The organism is Streptomyces sp. CY-1, from assembly GCF_047218265.1.
In the GTDB taxonomy this organism is placed as follows: Bacteria; Actinomycetota; Actinomycetes; order Streptomycetales; family Streptomycetaceae; genus Streptomyces; species Streptomyces niphimycinicus.
The window spans coordinates 6,001,107-6,023,803 of the sequence record NZ_CP178393.1 but is presented as its reverse complement, the minus strand read 5'-3'; the positions used below and the strand labels follow the sequence as shown (position 1 = coordinate 6,023,803).

At 72.1% G+C, this 22,697-nt stretch carries 23 protein-coding genes and 1 tRNA gene; 13 read left to right on the top strand and 11 right to left on the bottom strand.

What is annotated here, in order from left to right:
* Window positions 1-40 precede the first annotated feature (40 nt).
* A complete protein-coding gene (locus ACK1X7_RS25965; RefSeq protein ID WP_014053590.1) occupies window positions 41-559 on the bottom strand; it encodes an FHA domain-containing protein FhaB/FipA in 519 nt (172 codons plus the stop codon).
* A 10-nt stretch (window positions 560-569) separates the two neighbouring features.
* On the bottom strand, window positions 570-1,406 hold the full coding sequence (locus tag ACK1X7_RS25960) for an FhaA domain-containing protein (protein ID WP_385138111.1): 837 nt from the start codon (window positions 1,404-1,406) through the stop codon (window positions 570-572).
* Window positions 1,407-1,733: 327 nt separating this feature from the next.
* On the opposite strand from ACK1X7_RS25960, the gene ACK1X7_RS25955 reads away from it, so the two are divergent.
* Window positions 1,734-1,820: transfer RNA gene (locus ACK1X7_RS25955), tRNA-Leu, on the top strand.
* 283 nt (window positions 1,821-2,103) lie between these two features.
* On the opposite strand, the gene ACK1X7_RS25950 is transcribed toward ACK1X7_RS25955, so the two are convergent.
* A complete protein-coding gene (locus ACK1X7_RS25950; protein ID WP_385138110.1) occupies window positions 2,104-2,757 on the bottom strand; it encodes an FMN-dependent NADH-azoreductase in 654 nt (217 codons plus the stop codon).
* Between the two features lie 115 nt (window positions 2,758-2,872).
* Between ACK1X7_RS25950 and ACK1X7_RS25945 the strand changes: the two genes are divergently transcribed.
* The 4 genes from ACK1X7_RS25945 to ACK1X7_RS25930 all read left to right on the top strand — a co-directional run bounded on the left by ACK1X7_RS25945 (window position 2,873) and on the right by ACK1X7_RS25930 (window position 6,484).
* On the top strand, window positions 2,873-3,250 hold the full coding sequence (locus ACK1X7_RS25945; protein WP_385138108.1) for a winged helix-turn-helix transcriptional regulator: 378 nt from the start codon (window positions 2,873-2,875) through the stop codon (window positions 3,248-3,250).
* Window positions 3,251-3,482: 232 nt separating this feature from the next.
* Window positions 3,483-5,009 (top strand): DUF2252 domain-containing protein, encoded by a 1,527-nt coding sequence (locus ACK1X7_RS25940; RefSeq protein WP_385138107.1) that lies wholly within the window; start codon window positions 3,483-3,485, stop codon window positions 5,007-5,009.
* 97 nt (window positions 5,010-5,106) lie between these two features.
* The gene (locus ACK1X7_RS25935) at window positions 5,107-6,087 is read left to right on the top strand and encodes a hypothetical protein (protein WP_385138166.1); all 981 of its coding nucleotides are present in this window, start codon (window positions 5,107-5,109) and stop codon (window positions 6,085-6,087) included.
* A 43-nt stretch (window positions 6,088-6,130) separates the two neighbouring features.
* Window positions 6,131-6,484: a rhodanese-like domain-containing protein gene (locus ACK1X7_RS25930; RefSeq protein WP_413115706.1), complete on the top strand. Its 354-nt coding sequence runs from the start codon at window positions 6,131-6,133 to the stop codon at window positions 6,482-6,484.
* A gap of 31 nt (window positions 6,485-6,515) precedes the next feature.
* Here the strand turns inward: ACK1X7_RS25930 and ACK1X7_RS25925 are convergent, their stop codons facing one another.
* From ACK1X7_RS25925 to paaA, 6 genes are all read right to left on the bottom strand, one after another.
* A complete protein-coding gene (locus ACK1X7_RS25925; protein WP_385138103.1) occupies window positions 6,516-7,664 on the bottom strand; it encodes an acyl-CoA dehydrogenase family protein in 1,149 nt (382 codons plus the stop codon).
* 94 nt (window positions 7,665-7,758) lie between these two features.
* Entirely contained in the window at window positions 7,759-8,868 is a 1,110-nt protein-coding gene (locus ACK1X7_RS25920; protein ID WP_390793701.1) for a 2Fe-2S iron-sulfur cluster-binding protein, read from the bottom strand.
* Window positions 8,868-9,425, bottom strand: a complete 558-nt coding sequence (gene paaD, locus ACK1X7_RS25915; protein WP_361506665.1) for a 1,2-phenylacetyl-CoA epoxidase subunit PaaD — start codon at window positions 9,423-9,425, stop codon at window positions 8,868-8,870. Before paaD ends, ACK1X7_RS25920 begins: the two co-directional genes overlap by 1 nt.
* Window positions 9,419-10,120 carry a 1,2-phenylacetyl-CoA epoxidase subunit PaaC gene (gene paaC / locus ACK1X7_RS25910; protein ID WP_385138099.1) on the bottom strand — a complete coding sequence of 234 codons (702 nt, stop codon included), beginning with the start codon at window positions 10,118-10,120 and terminating at the stop codon, window positions 9,419-9,421. Before paaC ends, paaD begins: the two co-directional genes overlap by 7 nt.
* Complete coding sequence (paaB, locus tag ACK1X7_RS25905; RefSeq protein ID WP_344316284.1) at window positions 10,117-10,413, bottom strand: 1,2-phenylacetyl-CoA epoxidase subunit PaaB; 297 nt, start codon at window positions 10,411-10,413, stop codon at window positions 10,117-10,119. Before paaB ends, paaC begins: the two co-directional genes overlap by 4 nt.
* Window positions 10,410-11,360 (bottom strand): 1,2-phenylacetyl-CoA epoxidase subunit PaaA, encoded by a 951-nt coding sequence (gene paaA, locus ACK1X7_RS25900; RefSeq protein WP_413115705.1) that lies wholly within the window; start codon window positions 11,358-11,360, stop codon window positions 10,410-10,412. Before paaA ends, paaB begins: the two co-directional genes overlap by 4 nt.
* 225 nt (window positions 11,361-11,585) lie before the next feature.
* On the opposite strand from paaA, the gene ACK1X7_RS25895 reads away from it, so the two are divergent.
* Genes ACK1X7_RS25895 through ACK1X7_RS25885 form a run of 3 tightly spaced genes read left to right on the top strand, consistent with a single transcriptional unit; the run spans window position 11,586 to window position 14,378 of the window.
* Window positions 11,586-12,383: a DUF5819 family protein gene (locus tag ACK1X7_RS25895; protein WP_385138095.1), complete on the top strand. Its 798-nt coding sequence runs from the start codon at window positions 11,586-11,588 to the stop codon at window positions 12,381-12,383.
* Window positions 12,380-13,612, top strand: a complete 1,233-nt coding sequence (locus tag ACK1X7_RS25890; RefSeq protein WP_413115704.1) for an HTTM domain-containing protein — start codon at window positions 12,380-12,382, stop codon at window positions 13,610-13,612. Before ACK1X7_RS25895 ends, ACK1X7_RS25890 begins: the two co-directional genes overlap by 4 nt.
* 4 nt (window positions 13,613-13,616) lie before the next feature.
* Window positions 13,617-14,378, top strand: coding sequence for a TrmH family RNA methyltransferase (locus ACK1X7_RS25885; protein ID WP_413115703.1), 762 nt, complete (start codon window positions 13,617-13,619; stop codon window positions 14,376-14,378).
* 83 nt (window positions 14,379-14,461) lie between these two features.
* Here the strand turns inward: ACK1X7_RS25885 and paaN are convergent, their stop codons facing one another.
* Window positions 14,462-16,186 (bottom strand): phenylacetic acid degradation protein PaaN, encoded by a 1,725-nt coding sequence (gene paaN / locus ACK1X7_RS25880; protein WP_385138091.1) that lies wholly within the window; start codon window positions 16,184-16,186, stop codon window positions 14,462-14,464.
* A gap of 129 nt (window positions 16,187-16,315) precedes the next feature.
* Between paaN and ACK1X7_RS25875 the strand changes: the two genes are divergently transcribed.
* On the top strand, window positions 16,316-17,833 hold the full coding sequence (locus ACK1X7_RS25875; RefSeq protein WP_385138089.1) for a 3-hydroxyacyl-CoA dehydrogenase: 1,518 nt from the start codon (window positions 16,316-16,318) through the stop codon (window positions 17,831-17,833).
* A gap of 2 nt (window positions 17,834-17,835) precedes the next feature.
* Entirely contained in the window at window positions 17,836-18,429 is a 594-nt protein-coding gene (locus ACK1X7_RS25870) for a TetR/AcrR family transcriptional regulator (protein ID WP_216345497.1), read from the top strand.
* 122 nt (window positions 18,430-18,551) lie between these two features.
* Here the strand turns inward: ACK1X7_RS25870 and ACK1X7_RS25865 are convergent, their stop codons facing one another.
* Complete coding sequence (locus ACK1X7_RS25865) at window positions 18,552-19,040, bottom strand: Lrp/AsnC family transcriptional regulator (protein ID WP_216345498.1); 489 nt, start codon at window positions 19,038-19,040, stop codon at window positions 18,552-18,554.
* 183 nt (window positions 19,041-19,223) lie between these two features.
* Here ACK1X7_RS25865 and pdhA point away from each other — a divergent pair, with 183 nt between their 5' ends.
* Genes pdhA through ACK1X7_RS25850 form a run of 3 tightly spaced genes read left to right on the top strand, consistent with a single transcriptional unit; the run spans window position 19,224 to window position 22,689 of the window.
* Complete coding sequence (pdhA, locus tag ACK1X7_RS25860) at window positions 19,224-20,366, top strand: pyruvate dehydrogenase (acetyl-transferring) E1 component subunit alpha (RefSeq protein WP_385138087.1); 1,143 nt, start codon at window positions 19,224-19,226, stop codon at window positions 20,364-20,366.
* Window positions 20,366-21,415, top strand: coding sequence for an alpha-ketoacid dehydrogenase subunit beta (locus ACK1X7_RS25855; protein ID WP_385138085.1), 1,050 nt, complete (start codon window positions 20,366-20,368; stop codon window positions 21,413-21,415). Before pdhA ends, ACK1X7_RS25855 begins: the two co-directional genes overlap by 1 nt.
* On the top strand, window positions 21,415-22,689 hold the full coding sequence (locus ACK1X7_RS25850; protein ID WP_413115702.1) for a dihydrolipoamide acetyltransferase family protein: 1,275 nt from the start codon (window positions 21,415-21,417) through the stop codon (window positions 22,687-22,689). Before ACK1X7_RS25855 ends, ACK1X7_RS25850 begins: the two co-directional genes overlap by 1 nt.
* Window positions 22,690-22,697 lie beyond the last annotated feature (8 nt).

Sequence of the window (22,697 nt, the reverse complement as noted above, 5' to 3'; positions counted from 1 at the left end):
TGCCAACCACGCTGCCCACCCTCCGGTCGTCATGGTCCTACTACTTCCGCAGCTCGATGACGGTCTTGCCGATGCGAATCGGCGCACCCAGCGCGATCGGCGTCGGTGTGGTGAGCCGGGTCCGGTCGAGATACGTGCCGTTGGTGGACCCGAGATCCTCGACGATCCACTGGCCGTCACGGTCCGGGTAGATCCTGGCATGCCGGCTGGAGGCGTAGTCGTCGTCCAGCACGATTGTTGAATCGTGCGCACGGCCGAGGGTGATGGTCTGCCCCTGGAGGGCGACCGTGGTGCCGGTGAGCGTGCCCTCGGAGACCACCAGCTTGGTGGGGGCACCGCGGCGGCCGCGGCCACCGGACTGCTGGCGCTGCGGCGGCGGCGCGCTCTGCCGCTGTTGCTGCTGCTGCGGCCGGTCGGGGGCGCCGCGCCGCGCGGAACCGCGCTGGGTCACGCGGGTCCCGAACAGATCGCTGCGGATGACCTGGACGGCCACGATGACGAACAGCCACAGTACGGCGAGGAAACCCAACCGCATGACCGTGAGGGTCAGCTCTGACATTGCCCCCGCTTCACCCTTCGGCTTGCCGGTAAACGATGGTGGTGCTGCCCACGACGATCCGCGAGCCGTCGCGGAGCGTAGCGCGCGTGGTGTGCTGTCCGTCCACCACGATGCCGTTGGTCGACCCGAGATCCTGGACGGTCGGTGGGGTTCCGACCCGGATCTCGCAGTGTCTGCGGGAGACACCGGGATCGTCGATCCGCACGTCAGCGTCGGTGGAGCGGCCCAGGACGAGCGTGGGCCGGGAGATCTGGTGGCGGCTGCCGTTGATCTCGATCCAGCGTCGGGTCTGGCCCTGCTGCTGGGCTCCGGCCCCGGCCCCGCTGGTGCGGGGCGCCGGACGGGCGCCGGGGGGCGTGGACGGCATCGGCGGGGCACCGGCGGGCTGGGCGGGGTAGCCGTAACCGCCGGGGCGCTGCTGCGGGGCTCCGGCGCCGGGGCGGCCCGCCGCCTGCTGCGGGTCCTGGGACTCGCTGGACGCCAGCGTCCGGCTGCGCACCCGGTACAGGCCGGTGTCGAGATCGTCGGCCTTCTGGAGATGCACCTTGATGGCGCCCATGAAGGTGTAACGCTGCTGCTTGGCGTAGTCGCGGACCATACCGGCCAGCTCGTCGCCGAGCTGGCCGGAATACGGGCTGAGCCGCTCGTAGTCGGGCGTGCTCAGCTCGACGATGAAGTCATTGGGGACAACCGTCCGGTCGCGGTTCCAGATCGTGGCGTTGTTGTCGCACTCCCGCTGGAGGGCGCCGGCGATCTCGACAGGCTGGACCTCGGACTTGAACACCTTGGCGAAGGTGCCGTTCACGAGGCCCTCGAGACGCTGCTCGAAGCGTTTCAGTACTCCCACGGGGCACCTCCTTCCGTCACTCGTGCTCTGTGCCGTCCTGGTACTGCTTACTGATCGTATCCACGCGTCGGGAAATCGGGTGGTTCCCCTTCCTTGCCCTGTGGAGCAGTGTCACCTCTCACAGGGATCGTAGAGGTGCCCTGACGACAGTGTCCCGCAACCGTGACGCTCCACGGACGGGTGGGGGCGGGGGCGCCGGTAACGGGTGTGATTGCACCCCGGAGGGCGTGCTAATGTTCTGGATGTCGAAAGGCGCTCCACACGAACCGGACAGGTCGAGAAGATCAGCCCGGGGAGCGGGACGAGTGGCCGGACGGCAGCACCCATGCGCGGGTGGCGGAATAGGCAGACGCGCTGGATTCAGGTTCCAGTGCCCGAAAGGGCGTGGGGGTTCAACTCCCCCCTCGCGCACCAGTCGGAGCGGGCCTCTCAGAAGTGACGAAAGTCGCTTTTGGGAGGCCCGCTTCGCGTTGTGGCAGGGGTCTTGCGGAGGTCTTGCCGGGGCCCGGCCATCCCAGGGGTATGGCTAGGGGCCTCCCCGGGGAGGGGAGGCCCCTGTGGCCTGATGCCCGGGTGGGACGGGATCGGGCGGATCAGGCTGGGTTATGCGTGCGGTCAGGCTGATCGGTCGGTCAGCCTCATCAGTCGGTCAGCCTCATCAGTCGGTCGGGCTGATCAGTCGGTCGGGCTGAGCTGATCAGGCGGCGAGGCGGGTGGCGAGCTCCTTGGCCTTGGCCGCGGCCTCCTCGTGGGCCTTCGCCTTGGAGGCGTCCGAGGCGTCGACCAGCTCGGCCATGGCCGGATTGCTGCGGGCCATGGTGAGTTCGGGCACAACGAAGGTGACATCGAGGCCGAGCCCGTCGCCCAGCGCCTTCCCCAGGTAGTTCGTGACGAACTCGAAGCTCTCCCGGGGGGTGCCGGGGCCGTAACCGCCGCCACGGCTGGCGACGACGACGGTCGGGGTGCCCGAGGTGGTGGTCTGCTCGGCGCCCGCGGTGCGGCCCATGATGATCACGTGGTCCAGCCACGCCTTGAGGGTGGAGGGGATCGTGAAGTTGTACATCGGGGCGGCGATCAGGACCGTGTCCGCCTGCTCGAGCTCACTGGCAAGGGTCTCCCGCAGGGCGAACGCCTCGTGCTGCTCGGGCGAGCGCTGATCGGGTGCGGTGAAACCGGCCGCGGCGGCGAGGCCGTCCAGGTGCGGCAGCGGCTCGGCTGCCAGGTCGCGATAGATCACCGTGCCGTTCGGGTGCTGGGCTTCCCATTCCTTGCGGAAGGTGGCCGTGACCGAGCGGGAAGCGGAGGCTTCACCAGGGGAGACGGACGTGTCGATGTGCAGAAGAGTCGGCATGGATGCCTCCAGTGAAGAGGGCTCGGCAAGGAACCCGTAATACCTACGTACCTACAGATGGCACAGTAGCTTACTTTTCTATAGTCCCGAACCGGAACGCAGTAGTCTGTATTCCATGGCGAAGGATCGTGGGGAGCACGACGAGCGGGCCTGCAAGCAGGTCGACGGCGAGATGACGCGGTTCTTCGAGCTGTTCGGCAAGCGCTGGACGGGGCTCATCGTGGCCGTGCTGACGGAGCAGGCGGCGTACTTCGCCGAGCTTCGGCGAGCCATCCCGGGGATCAGTGAGCGGATGCTGTCGGACCGGCTCACCGAGCTCTCCGCGGCGGGTCTGGTGGTGCGGGAGGTCGACGCCGGGCCGCCGCTGCGGGTGGCCTATCGGCTGACCGACGCGGGGAAGGCGCTGGAGCCCGCGCTGAAGGAGCTGTCGCGGTGGGCGGAGAGCCATCTGCCCTCGGGTGGCGACGCCTGCCCGGAGCAGTTCCGGGGCTGAGCCCGGGGCCGGGGCCGGTTCCGTGACCGAGCCTGGGGCCGGTTCCGTGACGGAGCCTGGGGCCGGTTCCGTGACGGAGCCTGGGGCCGGGTCGGGGCCGGGCCGCGTTGAGTCACGTCTGATCAGGGGTTTCACCATGATCGCCGAGGTTTTCCACAGGCTCTGACGGGGTGGGTCGACAGGGGGTACGGTCTGCTCAGTCGATGTCGTGTGCGAGGAAGGCGGGGGCGCGATGACGGACGACCGGAGCGGTCAGGACGGCGGAAGCGGCGAGGGCGGCCGGAGCGGAGAGAGCGGGCAGAACGGCGAGCGGGGGCCGGGCGGCGAGGGCGCCGCGGGCGGGGCGGCCCGGCGGCTGCCGCCGGTTCCGGGCTTCGCCGTCTGGAGCGGTGACGGACCATCTCCCCGGCAGCGGGGCAAGGCGCTGCGCAAGCGGGTGCCGCGCTCGGTGCACGCCGAGCCGCCGAGGGCCGAGGGGCGGCCGGATCCGGTGGCGGCGGTCGAGCGGTCGAACGCCGGGCGGCTGCCGGAGCTCACCCCGATCCGGGTGGGGCGGATGGCCGCGGGCCCCTTCTCCTTTCTGCGCGGTGCCGCCGGGCTGATGGCGCATGACCTCACGAGCACGCCGGTGACCGGTATCGGGGCACAGCTCTGTGGCGATGCCCACGCCGCCAACTTCGGGATCTACGGAGATGCGCGCGGCGGCCTGATCATCGATCTCAATGACTTCGACGAGACCGTCCACGGCCCATGGGAGTGGGATGTGAAGCGGCTCGCGGTCTCGCTGGTGCTGGCCGGCCGGGAGGCGGGTGCCGACGAGGACACCTGCCGGGCGGCGGCACGGGACGCCGTGGGCGCCTACCGGCGCACGGTGCGGCTGCTGGCCAAGCTCCCGGCGGCGGACGCGTGGAACGCGATTGCGGACGAGGAGCTGGTCTCCCACACGGACGCCAAGGACCTGGTCGGCACGTTGGAGCGGATCTCCGAGAAGGCCCGGCGGAACACCAGCGCGCGGTACGCGGCCCGGTCCACCGAGCCCGTGCCGGGCGAGGAGGGCTCCTCCGGCCGGCCGGAGGCCCGGCGCTTCGTGGACGCGCCGCCGGTGCTGCGGAGGGTGCCGGACGAGGAGGCGGCGGCGGTGGCCTCCTCGCTCGCCGAGTATCTGGGCACGCTGCCGGAGGACCGGCTGCCGCTGCTCTCGCGGTACGAGGTGCACGATGTGGCGTTCCGGGTGGTCGGCACGGGCAGTGTGGGCACCCGCTCCTATGTGGTGCTGCTGCTCGACCACCGGGGCGAGCCGATGGTGCTCCAGGTGAAGGAGGCGCGCCCCTCCGCACTGCTGCCGTATGCGGCGAAGGCCGGTTTCGAGGTGCCGGACGTCACACATGAGGGGCGGCGGGTGGTGCTCGGCCAGAAGCGGATGCAGGTGGTCAGCGACATCCTGCTGGGGTGGACGACGGTGCGGGGGCGGCATTACCAGGTGCGGCAGTTCCGCAACCGCAAGGGAAGCGTGGACCCGGCGGCACTGGCTGCTGACCAGATGGACGACTACGGGCGGATGACCGGCGCGCTGCTGGCGCGGGCCCATGCCCACAGCGCGGACCCTCGGCTGCTGGCCGGTTACTGCGGCAAGGGCGAGGAGCTGGACGAAGCGGTGGCCACCTTCGCGGTGGCGTACGCGGATCGCACGGAAGCGGATCACTCCGCGCTGGTCGTGGCGGTGCGCAAGGGCCGGATAGCGGCCGAGATGGGGGTGTGAGGCGCGGGGCGGGGGTGCGAGCTCGGTCGTCGATCACCGCCGGACGTAGTCTGAGCGGGTGACGAATCCGGAAGCGCAGCAGCAGGCACGGCAGTCGGTGTCGGACGCGGAGCCCCAGGCGGAGTCGCACGACCGGTCCGGGGCGACACGATCCGGGGAGACATGGCCCGGGGAGACGCGGTCCGAGGAATCCCGTTCCGAGGAATCCCGTTCCGCGGATGCCGGGCCCGGGGACGCGGGGTCGTCCGGGGACGCCGGTTCCGGAGATGCCGCGGACGCCGGGGACGCCCGGGCTCAGGAGGAGGCTCAGGCCGCCGAGCGTCTGGAACGGGCGGTGCGCGCGGCCGAGCAGGCGCTGATCGAGTTCGAGATCGCGGTGGAGACCTTCCGGGTGGAGGTGGAGAACTTCTCCCGGTTGCACCACCAGCGGCTCGGGCCGATGTACTCGCGCCTCGACGAGCTGGACGCGCTGATCGCCGAGGCGGTCGCGGCGCGCACCGGCGATCCGGAGGACATCCGCAAAGCCCATGAGGCGCGGGGGCTGGTGCAGCCGATGCCGGGCGTGGAGGAGCTGTTCCACGGCTGGATCGACTCCGATGGGCTCTCGGCGGAGGCGGCCGCGATGCTCACCGAGCGGCCCGTACAGCCGCCGCCGCGGGTGCGGCCGAGCGAGGAGGCCCGCCGGATCTACCGGGAGCTGGCCCGTAAGGCCCATCCGGATCTGGCCGAGGAGGAGGCCGAGCGGGAGCGGCGCGGTGCCTTCATCGTGCGGGTCAACGCGGCGTACGCGGCCGGGGACGAGGAGGCGCTTCGGGCACTGGCCGAGGAGTGGGAGGCCGGTCCGCCGCCGCCGGAGCGGCGGGCGAGCCGCAGCGAGGAGCTGTACGCCCGGCTGGAGTGGCTGGCCGAGCGCAAGGAGATGCTGGCCGCGGTCGCCGAGGAGCTTGAGTCGAGCGCGATCGGCGCGATGATCAAGATGGCGCCGGAGGACCCCGACCGGCTGCTGGACGAGATCGCCGAGCAACTGCTGGCCCAGGCCGCGGAGAAGGAGACCCGGCTCGCGGAGCTGGTGCGGTAGTAGGTTTGCCGCAGCTTCCGATGTCAGGTGAGAGGTGTGTCTGATGCATTTTGCCCAGCTTCCCCAGATGGCGGCGGCGGCGGTACCGGCCGATGGCCTTCTGCTGGATGTCCGGGAGGACGACGAGTGGACGGCCGGGCATGTCGAGGGCGCGCTGCACATTCCGATGGGACAGGTCGTGGCGCGCTTCGATGAGCTGACCGCGGCGGTCGGCGAGGGGCGGCGGGTGCATGTGATGTGCCGGGTCGGCGGCCGCTCCGCGCAGGTGACGCAGTATCTGGTCGCGCAGGGTCTGGACGCGGTGAATGTGGACGGCGGGATGCTCGCCTGGGACGCGGCGGGCCGGCCGATGGTGAGCGGCCCCGACGGCAAGGCCGAAGGGGCCTTTGTGCTCTAGGGGTTTCCCTATGATCGACCGGACTCGCCGGTCAGCCGAGGGGGTGGGCGGCGAGGAGTTCGCCCAGCGCCTCCTCATGGGCGGCGGCGGATCCCAGTGAGAGCTCCAGTTGCTTGCCCCATGCGTGGTAGCGGTGCAGGGGGTAGTCGGTGACCGCGCCGAAGCCGCCGTGCAGATGCTGTGCGGTCTGCACGACGCGGCGCACGCCCTCGGCGGCCCAGATCTTGGCCACGGCGACATCCCCCGCGATGGGCAGCGCCCCGCCCGCCGTCGGCCGCTCCTCGTCCAGGGACAGCCGCCAGGCCGCCTGCCAGAGGGTGGCCTCCATGGCCCGCAGATCGATATAGCGGTCGGCGGTCTGCACGGCGACCGCCTGGAAGCTGGCGAGCGGGAAGCCGAACTGCTCGCGCTCGCTCACATAGGAGCTGGTGAGGTCCAGCACCGCCGAGCCGAGGCCCAGCGCGAGCGCACAGGTGCCGGTGGTGAGCAGATCGCGCAGCCATTCCCAGGCGCCGTCCTCGGCCAGCACCTCGCGGTCGGCCAGCCGCACTCCGTCCAGCCGGATCTCGGCCTGCCGCTCACCGCTGGTGGAGATCTGCTCATCGAGGGCGACGCCCTCATGGTCGCGGGGGACCAGGGCGAGGATCGTCCGGCCCTCCCCGGTGTGGGCCGGGATCAGCACATGATCGGCGCCATGGGCCCAGGGGACCGCGGTCTGGACGCCGTCCAGCACCCAGCCGTCCCCGTTCCGCCGGGCCTGGACGGCGAGTTCGGCCGGGCCATGGCCGGTGCGGCCGCTGGAGGCCGTGGTGAGGACCAGCTCACCGCCGGCGGCCCGGGGCAGCACGGCGGTGCGCAGTTCGGCCCCGCCGTAGCGCTGCACGGCCAGCGCCGCGGCGCTGGACTCCAGCAGCGGCACCCGGGCCAGCACCCGGCCGCATTCCCGCAGCACCAGGCAGAGGGCAAGCGGGTCGAGGCCCGAGCCCCCGTACTGGGGGTCGAGGCTCAGGCCCAGCAGATCGCTCTCGGCGAGCTTCCGCCACAGCGCGCGGTCGAAGTCCTCGGCGACGGCGCCGGCGGTCAGCGCGGGGCTGGGCACGCTGTCCGGTGTGACGGAGGAGAAGACGGCCTTCGCCGCTTCGACGGCCGCCTGCTGCTCCTCGGTGAAGGTGAAGTCCACTGTCCGTACCTCCCGCGCCGCGGCTTTATCTGACGGCCCGTCAAGATAGAACAGGTTCTATAAGAAGGGAACGCCGCTGCCGCGCCCGAGGGTGTCAGCGGTCGAAGTCCAGCTCCACCCGCTCGCCCACCGGATGGGACTGACAGGCCAGCACATAGCCCGCCTCCACCTCGTCCGGCTCCAGCGCGAAGTTACGGTCCATCCGCACCTCGCCGGAGACCAGGAAGGCCCGGCAGGTCCCGCAGACCCCGCCCTTGCACGCATACGGCGCATCGGCCCGGTTGCGCAGCACGGTCTCCAGCAGCGGCTCCCCGGCCTGGACCGGCCAGGTGCCCGAGCGGCCGTCCAGGGTCGCCGTGACCGAGCTCTGCGACGCCGCCCGCGCCGGATCCGGTATGGGGGAGACGTCCTCGGCGGGGGCCGCCTCCACATGGAAGATCTCCTGATGGACCCGGCCGCGGGAGACCCCGAGACCGCGCAGCGCCCGCTCGGCGCCGCGCACCAGACCATAGGGCCCGCACAGGAACCAGCCGTCCACCGAGGTGACCGGCAGCAGCGCCGGCAGCAGCGCGGTCAGCCGCTCCTCGTCGAGCCGCCCGGACACCAGCCCGGCCTGCTGCTCCTCCCGGGAGAGCGCGCACACCAACTGGAACCGGTCGGGCCAGCGGTCCTTGAGGTCGGCGACCTCCTCCAGGAACATCGTCGAGGCCGCGGTGCGGTCGCTGCGGATCAGACAGAACCGCGCCTCGGGCTGCCGGCTGAGCAGCGTGGCCGCGATGGACAGCACGGGGGTGATTCCGCTGCCGCCGACGACCGCCGCGAAATGGCCGGGACGGGGCTCCAGGACGAACCGGCCCGCCGGGGCCATCACCTCCATGACCTCGCCGACCGCCAGCTCCTTGAGGGCATAGGCGGAGAACTCACCGCCCTCGACCAGCCGCACCCCGATCCGCAGGAACTCCGGGCCCTCCGCGCCCGGGGCCGGGGTGCACAGCGAATACGTCCGGCGGATCTCCGCGCCGTCCGCGAACCGGCGCACCGCGATGTGCTGCCCCGCCGTGAAGCGGAACGTCTCCCGCAGCGCGGGCGGCACCAGGAGGGTGACCATCACCGCGTCATCGGTGAGCCGGTCGACCGCCGCCACCCGCAGCGGGTGGAACGCGCCGTGGCGGGGCGTGGCCCGCTGCACCGCCTCCGCGGCCATCACAACTCCTTGAAGTGGTCGAACGGTTCACCGCAGGCCGTGCAGCGGCGCAGCGCCTTGCACGCGGTGGAGGAGAAGCGGCTCAGCAGCTCGGTCTCGGTCGAGCCGCAGTGCGGGCAGCGCACCGCCAGGGCCACCGGGACCGGGCCGCCCGCCGCCGCACGGCGCGGCGCGGGCGGCGCTATGCCGGACTCGGCCAGCTTGCGGCGGCCCTCGGCGCTGATCGCGTCCGTCGTCCAGGGCGGGGAGAGGACCGTGCGCACGGCGACCTCGGGGACGCCGTGGTCATGGAGCACCCGCTCGATATCGGTGGCCATCGACTCCAGCGCCGGGCAGCCGGTGTAGGTGGGTGTCAGCTCGACCTCGACCCGGCCCGGCCCCAGCAGCCGCAGTCCGCGCATCACGCCCAGCTCGGCCAGGGACACCATCGGCAGCTCGGGGTCCGGTACGGATCCGGCCAGCCGCAGCAGCTCCTCCTCGACCGGGGTGATACCGGACGCGGGGGGCGTGGGTGCCGCGGGAGGTGTGGGTGCCGCGGAGGGCGTGGGCGTCACCATGTCGCCCCCGGGTGGCTGCGGTGCAGATGCTGCATCTCGGCGAGCATCCGGCCGAACGGCTCGGTGTGCAGCCCCTGGCGCCCCGCTCCGGCCGCCCAGCCGCCGCGCCGCGGCCCCTCGGGCACCGTCAGGGTGGCACGCTCCAGGACCGAGCTGATCCGGGTCAGCCAGGCGTCGTGCAGCGTGTGCCACTCCACCTCGCACCCCTCGACCGGCTCGAAGAGCTCACCGGTGAACCGCCAGAGCGCGTCCAGCCCCCGCCGCATCCGCTCATGGCTCTCCTCCGTGCCGTCGCCGAGCCGCAGGGTCCACTGCTCGGCGTGGTCGCGGTGGTAGGCCACCTCCTTGACGGCCTTGGCGGCGAGCGGGGCGAAGGGGCCGGTGCCGCGCGCCAGCCGCTCGTACAACAGCTCCTGGTAGGTGGAGAAGTAGAGCTGGCGGGCGATGGTCTGGGCGAAGTCACCGCCTGGCTGCTCGACCAACTGGACGTTCCGGAACGCCCGCTCCTCGCGCAGATACGCCAGCTCGTCCTCGTCGCCGGCGAGGGAGAGCAGCACCCGGGCCTGGCCGAGCAGGTCGAGGGCGATATTGGCGAGCGCGACCTCCTCTTCCAGCACGGGGGCGTGCCCGGCCCACTCCCCCAGCCGGTGGGAGAGCACCAGCGCGTCGTCGCCCAGGGCGAGGGCCGCGGTCATAGATGCCGCACCCCCTCCGGGATCGCGTAGAACGTGGGGTGGCGGTAGGGCTTGTCGGCGGACGGCTCGAAGAACGGATCCCGCTCGTCCGGTGAGGAGGCGGTGATCTCGGCGGACGGCACCACCCAGATCGAGACGCCCTCCGAGCGCCGGGTGTACAGATCCCGTGCGTTCCGCAGAGCCATCTCCGCGTCGGGGGCGTGGAGGGATCCGGCGTGGGTGTGCGACAGTCCGCGCCTGCTGCGGACGAACACCTCCCACAGCGGCCACTCGGTGCTCGGGCTGCCGCTCATGCCTGTGCCTTCCCATGCTTGGCCGCATGCGCCGCGGCCGCCTCGCGCACCCAGGCGCCTTCCTCATGGGCCCGGCGCCGCTGGGTGATCCGCTGGGCGTTGCACGGGCCGTTTCCCCGCAGGATCTCGCGGAACTCGTCCCAGTCGATCGGCCCGAAGTCGTAATGCCCCCGCTCCTCGCTCCACCGCAGCTCGGGGTCGGGAAGGGTGAGGCCGAGGGATTCGGCCTGGGGGACGCAGATGTCGACGAAGCGCTGGCGCAGCTCGTCGTTGGAGTGGCGCTTGATCTTCCAGGCCATCGACTGGGCGGAGTGGGCCGAGGCGTTGTCCGGCGGACCGAACATCATCAGCGACGGCCACCACCAGCGGTCCACCGCGTCCTGCGCCATGGCGTGCTGGGCCTCGGTGCCCTGGCTCAGGGCCAGCAGCAGCTCATACCCCTGGCGCTGGTGGAAGGACTCCTCCTTGCAGATGCGGACCATCGCCCGCGCGTAGGGCCCGTAGGAGCAGCGGCACAGGGGGACCTGGTTGGTGATCGCGGCGCCGTCCACCAGCCAGCCGATGGCTCCGACGTCGGCCCAGGTCAGCGTGGGGTAGTTGAAGATCGAGGAGTACTTCTGGCGGCCGCTGTGGAGCTTGTCCAGCAGCTCCTCCCGGCTCGTGCCCAGGGTCTCCGCCGCACTGTAGAGATACAGGCCGTGGCCCGCCTCGTCCTGGACCTTGGCCATCAGGATCGCCTTGCGCCGCAGCGAGGGGGCGCGGGTGATCCAGTTGGCCTCCGGCTGCATGCCGATGATCTCCGAGTGGGCGTGCTGGGCCATCTGCCGCACCAGCGTGGCCCGGTAGTCATCGGGCATCCAGTCACGCGGCTCGATGCGCTCGTCCGCGGCCAGGGCGGCGTCGAACACCGCCTCGTACGCCCCGGCGTCCGCCGCCATCGTCGTCATGGGAAGCCCCTCCGCCCATCCGTCTCCGCCGACCAGCCAGCCGACCGACCGATCGTTCGGTTCAATGGTGTGCTGAGGAACGTAGGGTGTCAACCCTGTGGATAACGCGGAGGACGCTGTGCCGAGTGGTTCCGCATGGGTACGGTGCCGGGGGCGTGGGGGCCACGGGGGCGCGCGTGCCGACCGGCGTGCGCGAGGACCTGGACCATCGGGAGCGGGGCGGGTATGGCGGCGCGGGGTACGGCCGGGACGGAGCCGGAACCAACAGAACCGGAACCGAAACCGGCGGAGCCGGAGCCAGCGGAGCCGGAACCGGCGGAACCAGGGCCGACAGAGCCGGAGCCGACCGAGCCCGAGCAGCCGGAGCCGGACGGCGACGCGGCGGAACCGCTCACCGCGCTCTCCCTGCCCGGACAGCTCATCATCGCGGTGGGCATTGCCGTCGCCGCCGTCGCCGCCGCGATCCATCTCTCGACGGCCTTTCTGGCCGTCTCACCGCCCAACACCCTCACCAAGCGGCACGGCGCGGCGATAGACGACTACATCTATCCGGAGTTCGAACGGGTCTGGAAGCTCTTCGCCCCCAACCCGCTCCAGCAGAACATCGCCGTCCAGGCCCGCGCCGAGATCCGCACCCGCGAGGGCGGCACCGCGACCACCGGCTGGCGCGACCTCTCGGCCCAGGACGGGGCGGCCATCCGGCACAACCCGCTGCCCAGCCACACCCAGCAGAACGAGCTGCGCCGCGCCTGGGAGTTCTACGTCGGCTCGCATGACGCGCAGGAGCGGCCGCAGGGCATGCGCGGCGGCCTCTCCGAGCAGTACATCCGCCGGATCGTGATGCTCCGCTTCGGTCGCGAGGAGGACGGCGGCATCGTGGAGCGAATACAGGTGCGCTCCGCGACCACTCCGGTGGCCCCGCCGTCCTGGAGCGACGAGAAGATCGACACCAAGACGGTGTACCGGACGCTGCCGTGGTGGTCGGTGACCACCCATGACATCCCGGAGGCGAAGAGCCGGTGACCCCCTCCGCCCGCCTCCAGACCGCCGTGGCGGATGGCTACGCCCGCCTCACCGGAGCCGCGCTCGGCCCCCGGCAGAGCGCCGTCGTGCGCATCGGCTTCTCCTTCACCTGGCTTCTCTTCCTGGTGCGCGAATGGCCTCACCGCCGGGAGCTGTACGGGCCGGACGGCCCGTGGAACTGGGACATGGCCGCGCGGCTGATCGATGGCAACCGCGCCTTCAGCGCGCTCATGTGGTCCGAGTCCGGGGTGTGGTTCGAGGCCGTCTACGCCCTCGCCCTCGTCTCCAGCGCGCTGCTGCTGGTGGGCTGGCGCACCCGCACCATGTCCGTGCTGTTCATGGTCGGGGTGCTGTCGCTCCAGAACCGCTCCATCTTCGTGGGGGACGGCGGCGACAATCTCATCCATCTGATGTCGATGTACCTGGTGCTCACCCGGTGCGGCCAGATGTGGTCGCTGGACGCGCGCCGGGCGGCCCGGCAGGCGGACCGCGAGGAGCCGCCGCGCGACACCACCGGAATCGTGCTGTGGGCCCTCACCGGGACCGCCCTGCTGTGGGTGCAGCTCCTCACCGACGCCCGGCTCTCCCTGATCTCCGACGGCCCGCTGCCCGGGCTGGGCTGGTCCACCGTCCTGTGGGGGCTGTGGTTCGTCCAGGCCGGCTGGTGGCTCGTCAAGCGTTACGCACCGGGGGAGCCGCGCACCGTTCTGGACGCGCTCGCCAATGTGGCGCACAACGGCGCCCTGCTGGTGATCATGGCCGAGGTGTGTCTGCTGTACGCCACGGCCGGCTGGTACAAGATCCAGGGCTCGCGCTGGCAGGACGGCACCGCCCTCTACTACCCGCTGCATCTGGACTACTTCTCGCCCTGGCCGGGGCTGACCGACCTCATGGCGTCCAGCGGCACCCTGGTGATGGTGCTGACCTACGGCACGGTCATCGTCCAGGTGGCCTTCCCCTTCACCCTGCTCAACCGGCGGGCCAAGAACGTGATGCTCGTCCTGCTGATGCTGGAGCACCTCGGCATCGCCGTGATGCTGGGGCTGCCCTTCTTCTCGCTCGCCGTGATCGCGGCGGACTCGGTCTTCCTGCCGACGAACTTCCTGCGCTGGGCCGCGGCGCGGCTGGGCCGGGCCCGGGACCGGCTGACGGCACGCGCGGTGTGGCTGCCGGGGCAGCGGGTGCGGGAGAGCGACCGGGAAACCGCGGCCGACACCCTCGTACGCTGAGGGAATGATCGATGACGAGGCCGCGCAGGCCGTACGGCACTGGCGCGCGACGGCCCCCGAGACCGTCCTGCTCGACGGCTTCCACGCGCTGAAGCACGCGCTGCGGTTCGGCGCGGAGGTGCGCGCCGCGGTCACCAGCGACAAGGCGGCCGCCCTGGAACTCGCCGCGGACCTGGCCGACGATCTCACCGAGACGATCGCGGATCTCCTGGTGGAGGTGGAGGCCGGGACCCTGCGCGAGCTGGTGCCCAGGGTGAACCCCACCCGGGTCGCCGCGCTGGCGGTCCGGCGCGGCCGGCAGGGCAATCTGGACGAGCTGTCCAAGCGGCCCAGGACTGCCCCGGTGGTCGTCCTGGACAACCCCCGCAACCTGGGGAACGTCGGAGCCGTGGTCCGGCTCGCCGCGGGCTTCGGGGCCACCGGCGTGGTCACCACCGGCGATATCGATCCCTGGCATCCGAACGCCGTGCGGGCCGGCGCCGGGCTTCACTTCGCCACCGCGGTCGAGCGACTGCCGGGCGACGCCCTCCCGGAGGGGCCGCTGTATGTGCTGGACGCGGAGGGGGAGGACATCCGGTCCGTGACCATCCCCGATGACACGCTGCTCGCCTTCGGCTCCGAGCGCCACGGGATCTCGCCGGAGCTGCGGAAGCGGGCCACCAGGCTGGTGGCCCTCCCCATGCGGCCGCAGGTCTCCAGCTACAACCTGGCCACCAGCGTGGCCATGGCCCTCTTCCACTGGGGCGGCCCCGACCGCCCGGCATGAGCGCGGGCCCGACCCGCCCGAGACGGTGTCGTGGCGGGGCGACGCGGTGACCGGCCCCGCGCCGCCCCGCCCACTGGGCCCTGTTACTCCGCCGGGCGGCGGACCTCGATCATCCGGAAGCGGCCGGCCACGAACGCCCCGTCGCACAGCGTGGCGTTGGCCGACGGGTTGCCGCCCGAGCCGTGGAAGTCCGAGAAGGCCGCGGTCTGGTTCACATACACCCCGCCGGTCAGATTGAGCGACAACTGGGCGCACTCCTCAAGGCACGCCTCCTCGATCAGCCGCTCCGCCTCCGGTGAGGAGGTGTACGCGCCGACCGTCATCGCGCCCTTGTCCCGGGTGGTCCGGCGCAGCAGCGCGACCGCGTCCTCCGTGGAGTCGACGGCGACGGCGAAGGAGACCGGGCCGAAGCACTCGGACAGATAGGGTGCGTCCGCGTCGGCCCCCTCCCAGAACTTCCGGGCGCCGTCCGCCTTGACCATCAGCGGCGTACGGACCGTGGCGCCGGGGAAGTCGGGGTGGGTCACCGTACGCGAGGCCAGGGCGACCGCGCCCAGGCCGGGCGCGGCCTCCAGCCGCTCCTGGACCCGCGGGCCCACGATCGCGCCCAGCAGCGCGCTCGCCCGGGCGTCGTCGCCCAGCAGCCCGTCCACCGCCGCCGCCAGGTCGGCCACCACCTCGTCGTAGGTCTTGGGGCCGGCGTCGGTGGTGATACCGCCGCGGGGGATCAGCAGATTCTGCGGGGTGGTGCACATCTGGCCGCTGTAGAGGGACAGGGAGAACGCCAGGTTGGCCAGCATGCCCTGGTAGTCGTCGGTGGAGTCGATCACCACCGTGTTGACCCCCGCCTTCTCGGTGAAGACCTGGGCCTGGCGGGCATGGGTCTCCAGCCAGTCGCCGAAGGCGGTCGAGCCCGTGTAGTCGATCACGCGGATCTCGGGGCGGACGGCGAGGACCTTGGCGATCCCCTCGTCGGGCCGCTCGGCGGCCAGCGCCACCAGATCGGGGCTGAACCCCGCCTCCGTCAGCACCTCCCGCGCCACCTGGACGGTCAGCGCCAGCGGCAGCACGGCCTGGGGGTGCGGCTTGACCAGCACCGGATTGCCGGTGGCGAGCGAGGCGAAAAGGCCCGGATAGCCGTTCCACGTCGGGAAGGTGTTGCAGCCGATCAGCAGCGCGATACCGCGCGGGACGGCCGTGAACGTCTTGCGCAGCCGCAGCGGGTCGCGCTTGCCCTGCGGCTTGGACCAGTCCGCGGCGCCGGGGGTGCGGGTCTGCTCGGCGAACGCGTACGCCACCGCTTCCAGACCGCGGTCCTGGGCGTGGGGGCCGCCGGCCTGGAAGGCCATCATGTACGCCTGTCCGCTGGTGTGCATGACCGCCTGGGCGAACTCATGCGACCGGGCACCGATCCGGGCCAGGATCTCCAGACACACCATGGCCCGCGTCTCCGGGCCGGCCTCCCGCCAGGCGGGCATCCCCGCCCGCATCGCCGGGAGGAGCACATCGAGGTCCGGATGCGGATACTCCATGCCCATCTCGACACCGAACGGCGAGACTTCGGAGCCCGTCCAGCCGTCGGTGCCCGGCTGGTCCAGCTCGATGCGCCGGCCGCGCAGCGCCTCGAACGCGGCCTGGCCCTCGGCGACGCTCAGGCTCGGGCGCCCGCTCTGGCCCTCGCCGCCGTAAGCCTTCGGGTGCTCGGGGTGCGGGGACCAATAGGCGCGGGTACGAATCGCCTCCAGGGCCTGGTCGAGGGTGGGGCGGTGCTCTTGCGTCAACTGCGCGGTGGTGAGTGCGGCGGTCACGACTGACCAACTCCTCGTCGAGCTGGGGCTGGGCTGGAATGGGCGACAGAGTTAGAGTAACCGAACGATCGGTCGGGACAAGAGGGCCTGACGAACCTGTGGATAACTTCGTCGAAAAGGATCTGCGGCATGACTGCGATCGACCGTGGGATCGACCGCGCCGGCGTCGTCGCCGTCATCGGCACCGGCACGATGGGCCAGGGGATCGCCCAGGTGGCGCTGGCCGCGGGCCATCCCGTGCGGCTCTACGACGCGGCGCCCGGCCGTGCCTCCCAGGCCGCCGACGCCATCGCGGCCCGGCTCGGCCGGCTCGTCGCCAAGGAACGCCTCACGGCCGCCGACCGTGACGCGGCCCTCGGTCGCCTCGTCCCCGTCGCCGACCTCGCTGACCTGGCCGATGCGGAGCTGGTGGCCGAGGCGATCCTCGAGGAACTCGGCGCCAAGCAGCAGCTTTTCACCGCGCTGGAGTCGGTGGTCTCCGACGGCTGTCTGCTCGCCACCAATACCTCCTCCCTCTCCGTCACGGCCGTTGCCGGCGTCCTGCGCCGCCCCGGTCGCCTCGTCGGTCTGCACTTCTTCAATCCGGCCCCGCTGATGCCGCTGGTGGAGGTGGTGCGCGGCGCCGCCACGGACGAGGCCGCCGCCGACCGTGCCCACGCCACCGTCGCGGCCTGGGGAAAGACCCCGGTGCGCTGCGCCGACACCCCCGGATTCATCGTCAACCGGATCGCCCGCCCCTTCTACGCCGAGGCGTTCCGGGTGTACGAGGAGCGCGCCGCCGACCCCGCCACCCTGGACGCCGTGCTGCGCGAGTCCGGCGGCTTCCGGATGGGCCCCTTCGAGCTCACCGACCTGATCGGCCAGGATGTGAACGAGGCCGTCACCCGATCCGTGTGGGAAGCCTTGTTCCACGATCCGAAATTCACCCCCTCCCTCGCCCAGCGGCAGCTCGTGGCCGCCGGACGGCTCGGGCGCAAGACGGGCCACGGCTGGTTCGACCACTCCGAGGGCGCCGGGCGGCCCGCCCCGCACACCGCCGAGCCGTGCGAGCCGCCCGCGAAGGTCGCCCTCCACGGCGACCTGGGACCGGCGCAAGGGCTGGTCGGCCTCATAGAGGAGGCGGGCATCCCGGTGACCCGTGAGCCCGTCGGGGGACATCTCGCCCTGCCCGACGGCACCCGCCTGTCCCTGACCGACGGCACGACCGCCACCGACGACCCCTTCGCCGCGTCCGTCCGCTTCGACCTGGCGCTGGACTACCGCACCGCCACCCGTATCGCCCTCGCACCGTCCCCGGCCGCCGCCGAGGAGTCCCTGCGGTCCGCGATCGGCCTGTTCCAGGCGCTCGGTAAGGCGGTCAGCGTGGTCCAGGACGTCCCCGGCATGGTCGTGGCCCGCACGGTCGCGATGCTCGTGGACTTCGCCGAGGACGCCGTCGCCCGCGGGGTGGCGAGCCCCGAGGACGTGGACACCGCCATGCTGACAGGGGTCAACTACCCGCGCGGACCGCTGGCCTGGGGGCACGCGCTCGGTGCCCGCTGGGTGCTCGACACCCTGCGCAATCTCCACCGAGCCTGTCCGACGGGCCGCTACGCCCCCTCCCAGGCGCTGATCCGGCGTGCCGCCGCCGATGAGAGGCTGCTCTAATCATGACCATGGCCAAGCGCGACACCTACACGCCCGAATCGCTGCTCGCGGTCGCCGTGGAGGTGTTCAACGAGCGTGGCTACGACGGCACCTCCATGGAGCACCTCTCCCGAGCCGCCGGGATCTCCAAGTCCTCCATCTACCACCATGTGAAGGGCAAGGAGGAGCTGCTCAGGCTCGCCATAAGCCGTGCGCTGGACGGGCTGTTCGGCATCCTCCAGGAGCCCGCCGCACGCGACGGGCGGGCGATCGAACGGCTGGAGCATGTGACCCGGCGCACCAGCGAGGTGCTGATGGAGGAGCTGCCCTACGTCACCCTGCTGCTGCGGGTCCGGGGCAACACGGACACCGAGCGGTGGGCCATGGAGCGGCGCCGGGAGTTCGACCACCAGGTCGCGGAGCTGCTCAAGCGGGCGGCGGCCGACGGCGACCTGCGGTCCGATGTGGACGCCCGGCTGGCGACCCGGCTGCTCTTCGGCATGATCAACTCCATTGTGGAGTGGTACCGGCCGAGTCGCGGCGGGGCCGCGACCTCCCAGGAAGTGGCCGAGGCCGTGGTCCGTACGGCCTTCGCGGGCCTGCGCACGGAGCGCTGAGCGCTCCGCTGGAAGTGCGCTGAGGCGTCGTCGGCCGTCCGCGGCGCCGTCGTGGCCGGTCGCGCCCGCCACAACCCCCCGGTGGCCGGTCGCGCCCGCCACAGCTCCCGCTACAGCTCCCGCTACAGCTCCGAGTCCAGGTCCGTCTCCTCGAAGACCAGCAGCGTCCGGGTGCTCAGCACCTCCGGTATGGCCTGGATCCGGGTGAGGACCAGCTCGCGCAGCGAGCGGTTGTCCTCGGTGTGGACCAGCAGCAGCACATCGAAGTCCCCGCTGACCAGGGCGATGTGGGCGGCCCCCGGAAGCTGGCGGAGCTGCTCGCGCACGGTGCGCCAGGAGTTCTGGACGATCTTCAGCGTGATGTACGCGGACGCGCCCTGCCCGGCCCGCTCCTGGTCCACCCGGGCGCTGAAGCCGCGGATCACCCCGTCGTCGATCAGGCGGTTGATCCGGGCGTAGGCGTTGGCGCGCGACACGTGCACCTGCTCGGCCACGGAGCGTATGGAGGCGCGGCCATCCGTTCGGAGCAGACGCAGGATGTCGTGGTCGATGGCGTCCAGGGGCCGTGCCGGGGGTTTGCCGTCCGGATTGGCCATCTGTTCGCCCCGCATATCGTCCCGCCTCCCCTTCATGGACGTCCTGTCTTCATCACAGGCGCTGAAGAACCGTTTGTCCACAGGCTTGGGTCGCCTGTAGCCAAAATGCGTCAACGACCGAACAATCGGTAGGGGGAGGGCGATGCCGCATGGCACGCCCCGCCCTCCCGCCGTACGCCACGCCCAGGAGGTCGCGACATGACGGTCCTTGAGCAGCCCGGTGCCTACCGGCCCACTCCCCCGCCCGGCTGGCAGCCCCGCGTCGAGGCCGCGCCGCTGCTGCCCGACGCGGAGCCGTACCGCCTGCTGGGCACCGCCGCCGCCGCCGACATCTCCCCCGATCTGCTGACCCGGCTCCACCGCGAGCTGGTGCGCGGCCGCCGGTACAACACCCAGGCCACCGCCCTCACCCGGCAGGGCCGGCTGGCCGTCTATCCCTCCTCCACCGGGCAGGAAGCCTGCCAGGTCGCGGCCGGGCTGGTGCTGGAGGACCGCGACTGGCTCTTTCCCAGCTATCGCGACACCCTGGCCGCCGTGGTCCGCGGGCTCGACCCCGTCGACGCCCTGACCCTGCTGCGCGGCGACTGGCACTCCGGCTACGACCCCCACGCACACCGTGTGGCCCCGCTGTGCACCCCGCTGGCCACCCAGCTTCCGCATGCCGTCGGCCTCGCCCACGCCGCCCGCCTCAAGGGCGACGATGTGGTGGCCCTCGCCCTGGTCGGCGACGGCGGCACCAGCGAGGGCGACTTCCACGAGGCCCTCAACTTCGCGGCCGTCTGGCACGCCCCGGTGGTCTTCCTCGTCCAGAACAACGGCTTCGCCATCTCCGTCCCGCTCGCCAAGCAGACCGCCGCGCCCTCCCTGGCCCACAAGGCGGTCGGATACGGGATGCCCGGCCGCCTCGTCGACGGCAATGACGTGGCCGCCGTCCACGAGGTGCTGGCGGAGGCGGTGCGCCGGGCCCGCGGCGGAGGCGGCCCCACCCTGGTCGAGGCGGTCACCTACCGCATCGAGGCCCACACCAACGCCGACGACGCCACCCGCTACCGCCCCGACTCCGAGGTCGAGGCATGGCAGGCACACGACCCGATAGCGCTCCTGGAGGACGCCATGCGGGACCGCCGTCTGCTGGACGACGAGGGGGCCAGGGCCGCGCGGGAGTCCGCGGAGCGGCTCGCCGCCGATCTGCGGACGCGCATGCACCAGGACGCGGTCCTCGACCCCATGGAGCTCTTCGAGCACGTCTACGCCGACCGGACCAGCCAGCTCCGCGAGCAGGCGGCCCAGCTCCGCGCGGAGCTCGACGCCGAGGCCGGCGACTCCGGGAAGGGGGAGTGATGACCACCGCCATCGGGGCCGACACCGCCCGTAAGCCCGCCACCATGGCCCAGGCGCTCGGCCGCGCGCTGCGCGACGCCATGGCCGCCGACCCGTCCGTCCATGTCCTCGGCGAGGACGTGGGCACCCTGGGCGGCGTCTTCCGGATCACCGACGGGCTCGCCAAGGAGTTCGGCGAGGACCGCTGTACGGATACGCCGCTCGCCGAGGCGGGCATCCTCGGCACCGCCGTGGGCATGGCCATGTACGGGCTGCGGCCGGTGGTCGAGATGCAGTTCGACGCCTTCGCCTACCCGTCCTTCGAGCAGCTCATCAGCCATGTCTCCCGGATGCGCAACCGCACCCGCGGGGCGATGCCGATGCCGATCACCGTGCGGGTGCCCTACGGGGGCGGCATCGGCGGCGTCGAGCACCACAGCGACTCCTCCGAGATCTACTACATGGCCACCCCCGGCCTCCATGTCGTCGCCCCCGCGACCGTCGCCGACGCCTACGGGCTGCTGCGTGCCGCCATCGCCTCCGACGACCCCGTGATCTTCCTCGAGCCCAAGCGGCTGTACTGGTCCAAGGCCGACTGGTCGGCCGACGCCCCCGAGCAGGTGCCGCCGATCGGGCGCGCGGTGGTGCGCAGGCCCGCCACCGGCGGCCGCCGCAGCGCCACCTTGATCTCCTACGGCCCCTCCGTGCCGGTGTGCCTCGAAGCCGCCGAGGCGGCCCGGGCCGAGGGCTGGGATCTGGAAGTCGTCGATCTGCGCTCGCTGGTCCCCTTCGACGACGACACGGTGTGCGCCTCCGTGCGCCGCACCGGCCGCGCGGTCGTCGTCCACGAGGCCACAGGCTTCGGCGGGCCCGGCGGGGAGATCGCCGCCCGGGTCACCGAGCGCTGCTTCCACCATCTGGAGGCGCCCGTGCTGCGGGTCGCCGGATTCGACATCCCCTACCCGCCGCCCATGCTCGAGCGGCACCATCTGCCCGGGGTGGACCGGGTGCTGGACGCCGTCGCCCGGCTCCAGTGGGAGTCGCAGTGGACCGAGGGGAGCGCCGTCTGATGGCTGTCGTACGGGAGTTCACCCTGCCCGATCTGGGCGAGGGGCTGACCGGCGCCGAGATCGTGCGCTGGCTGGTCCAGGTCGGTGAGGTGGTCGCGGTCGACCAGCCGGTGGTCGAGGTCGAGACCGCCAAGGCGATGGTGGATGTGCCGTGCCCCTACGGCGGCGTGGTGACCGCCCGGTACGGCGAGGAGGGCGCGGAGGTGCCGGTCGGCGCGGCGCTGATCACTGTCGCCGTGCCGGAGGGCTCGGACGACGGATCCGCTCCGCCGGTCACCGAGAGCGCGGCCGACGGCGGATCGGGCAATGTGCTGGTGGGCTACGGCACGTCCGGTCCCGCCGCGCGGCGCCGTCGCGTCCAGCTCTCCGCCGGGCCGCCGCGCGAGACGGTGGCGGTGGCCCCCGCCGGGCCCCTGCCGGTGATCTCGCCCCTGGTACGGCGGCTGGCCCGGGAGCACGACGTCGATCTGCGGCAGCTCAAGGGCTCGGGCCCGGAGGGGCTGATTCTGCGGGCGGATGTGGAGCGAGCGGTGGCGGCTCCCGCCCCCACCCCCGCGCCCGCCCCCGCACCCGCCGTCGCCCCGGAAAGGGAGCGGGTGCCGCTGCGGGGGGTACGGGGCGCCGTGGCCGACAAGCTCGCCCGCAGCCGGCGCGAGATCCCCGACGCCACCTGCTGGGTGGACGCCGACGCGACCGAACTGCTCGCGGCCCGCGCTGCGATGAACGCCGCGGGCGGGCCCAAGGTCTCCGTGCTCGCCCTCCTGGCCCGCATCTGCACGGCCGCCCTGGCGCGCTTCCCCGAGCTCAACGCCACGGTGGACATGGAAGGCCGGGAGATCATCCGGCTCCCCGAGGTCCATCTCGGCTTCGCGGCGCAGACCGAGCGGGGCCTGGTGGTCCCCGTGGTGCGCGACGCACAGACGCGGACCATAGAGGGGCTGTCCGAGGAGATCGCCCGGCTGACCGAGGCCGCGCGGACCGGGACACTCGCCCCCGCGCAGCTCACCGGCGGCACCTTCACCCTGAACAACTACGGGGTCTTCGGGGTCGACGGCTCCACGCCGATCATCAACCACCCCGAGGCGGCGATGCTCGGGGTCGGCCGGATCGCCCCGAAGCCCTGGGTGCACCAGGGCGAGTTGGCGGTGCGCCAGGTGGTGCAGCTTTCGTTCACCTTCGACCACCGGGTGTGCGACGGAGGCACCGCCGGCGGATTCCTGCGGTATGTGGCCGACTGCGTGGAGCAGCCCCTGGTGTTGTTGCGACGGCTGTAGCGGCTGCC

Excerpts from the sequence above, each read along its gene's own strand:
- ACK1X7_RS25965 (WP_014053590.1), bottom strand. The coding sequence starts at position 559 with ATGTCAGAGCTGACCCTCACGGTCATGCGGTTGGGTTTCCTCGCCGTA.
- ACK1X7_RS25950 (WP_385138110.1), bottom strand. The coding sequence starts at position 2,757 with ATGCCGACTCTTCTGCACATCGACACGTCCGTCTCCCCTGGTGAAGCC.
- ACK1X7_RS25945 (WP_385138108.1), top strand. The coding sequence starts at position 2,873 with ATGGCGAAGGATCGTGGGGAGCACGACGAGCGGGCCTGCAAGCAGGTC.
- ACK1X7_RS25940 (WP_385138107.1), top strand. The coding sequence starts at position 3,483 with ATGACGGACGACCGGAGCGGTCAGGACGGCGGAAGCGGCGAGGGCGGC.
- ACK1X7_RS25930 (WP_413115706.1), top strand. The coding sequence starts at position 6,131 with ATGCATTTTGCCCAGCTTCCCCAGATGGCGGCGGCGGCGGTACCGGCC.
- ACK1X7_RS25920 (WP_390793701.1), bottom strand. The coding sequence starts at position 8,868 with ATGGCCGCGGAGGCGGTGCAGCGGGCCACGCCCCGCCACGGCGCGTTC.
- paaD (WP_361506665.1), bottom strand. The coding sequence starts at position 9,425 with ATGGTGACGCCCACGCCCTCCGCGGCACCCACACCTCCCGCGGCACCC.
- paaC (WP_385138099.1), bottom strand. The coding sequence starts at position 10,120 with ATGACCGCGGCCCTCGCCCTGGGCGACGACGCGCTGGTGCTCTCCCAC.
- paaB (WP_344316284.1), bottom strand. The coding sequence starts at position 10,413 with ATGAGCGGCAGCCCGAGCACCGAGTGGCCGCTGTGGGAGGTGTTCGTC.
- paaA (WP_413115705.1), bottom strand. The coding sequence starts at position 11,360 with ATGACGACGATGGCGGCGGACGCCGGGGCGTACGAGGCGGTGTTCGAC.
- ACK1X7_RS25895 (WP_385138095.1), top strand. The coding sequence starts at position 11,586 with ATGGCGGCGCGGGGTACGGCCGGGACGGAGCCGGAACCAACAGAACCG.
- ACK1X7_RS25885 (WP_413115703.1), top strand. The coding sequence starts at position 13,617 with ATGATCGATGACGAGGCCGCGCAGGCCGTACGGCACTGGCGCGCGACG.
- ACK1X7_RS25875 (WP_385138089.1), top strand. The coding sequence starts at position 16,316 with ATGACTGCGATCGACCGTGGGATCGACCGCGCCGGCGTCGTCGCCGTC.
- ACK1X7_RS25870 (WP_216345497.1), top strand. The coding sequence starts at position 17,836 with ATGACCATGGCCAAGCGCGACACCTACACGCCCGAATCGCTGCTCGCG.
- ACK1X7_RS25865 (WP_216345498.1), bottom strand. The coding sequence starts at position 19,040 with ATGCGGGGCGAACAGATGGCCAATCCGGACGGCAAACCCCCGGCACGG.
- pdhA (WP_385138087.1), top strand. The coding sequence starts at position 19,224 with ATGACGGTCCTTGAGCAGCCCGGTGCCTACCGGCCCACTCCCCCGCCC.
- ACK1X7_RS25855 (WP_385138085.1), top strand. The coding sequence starts at position 20,366 with ATGACCACCGCCATCGGGGCCGACACCGCCCGTAAGCCCGCCACCATG.
- ACK1X7_RS25850 (WP_413115702.1), top strand. The coding sequence starts at position 21,415 with ATGGCTGTCGTACGGGAGTTCACCCTGCCCGATCTGGGCGAGGGGCTG.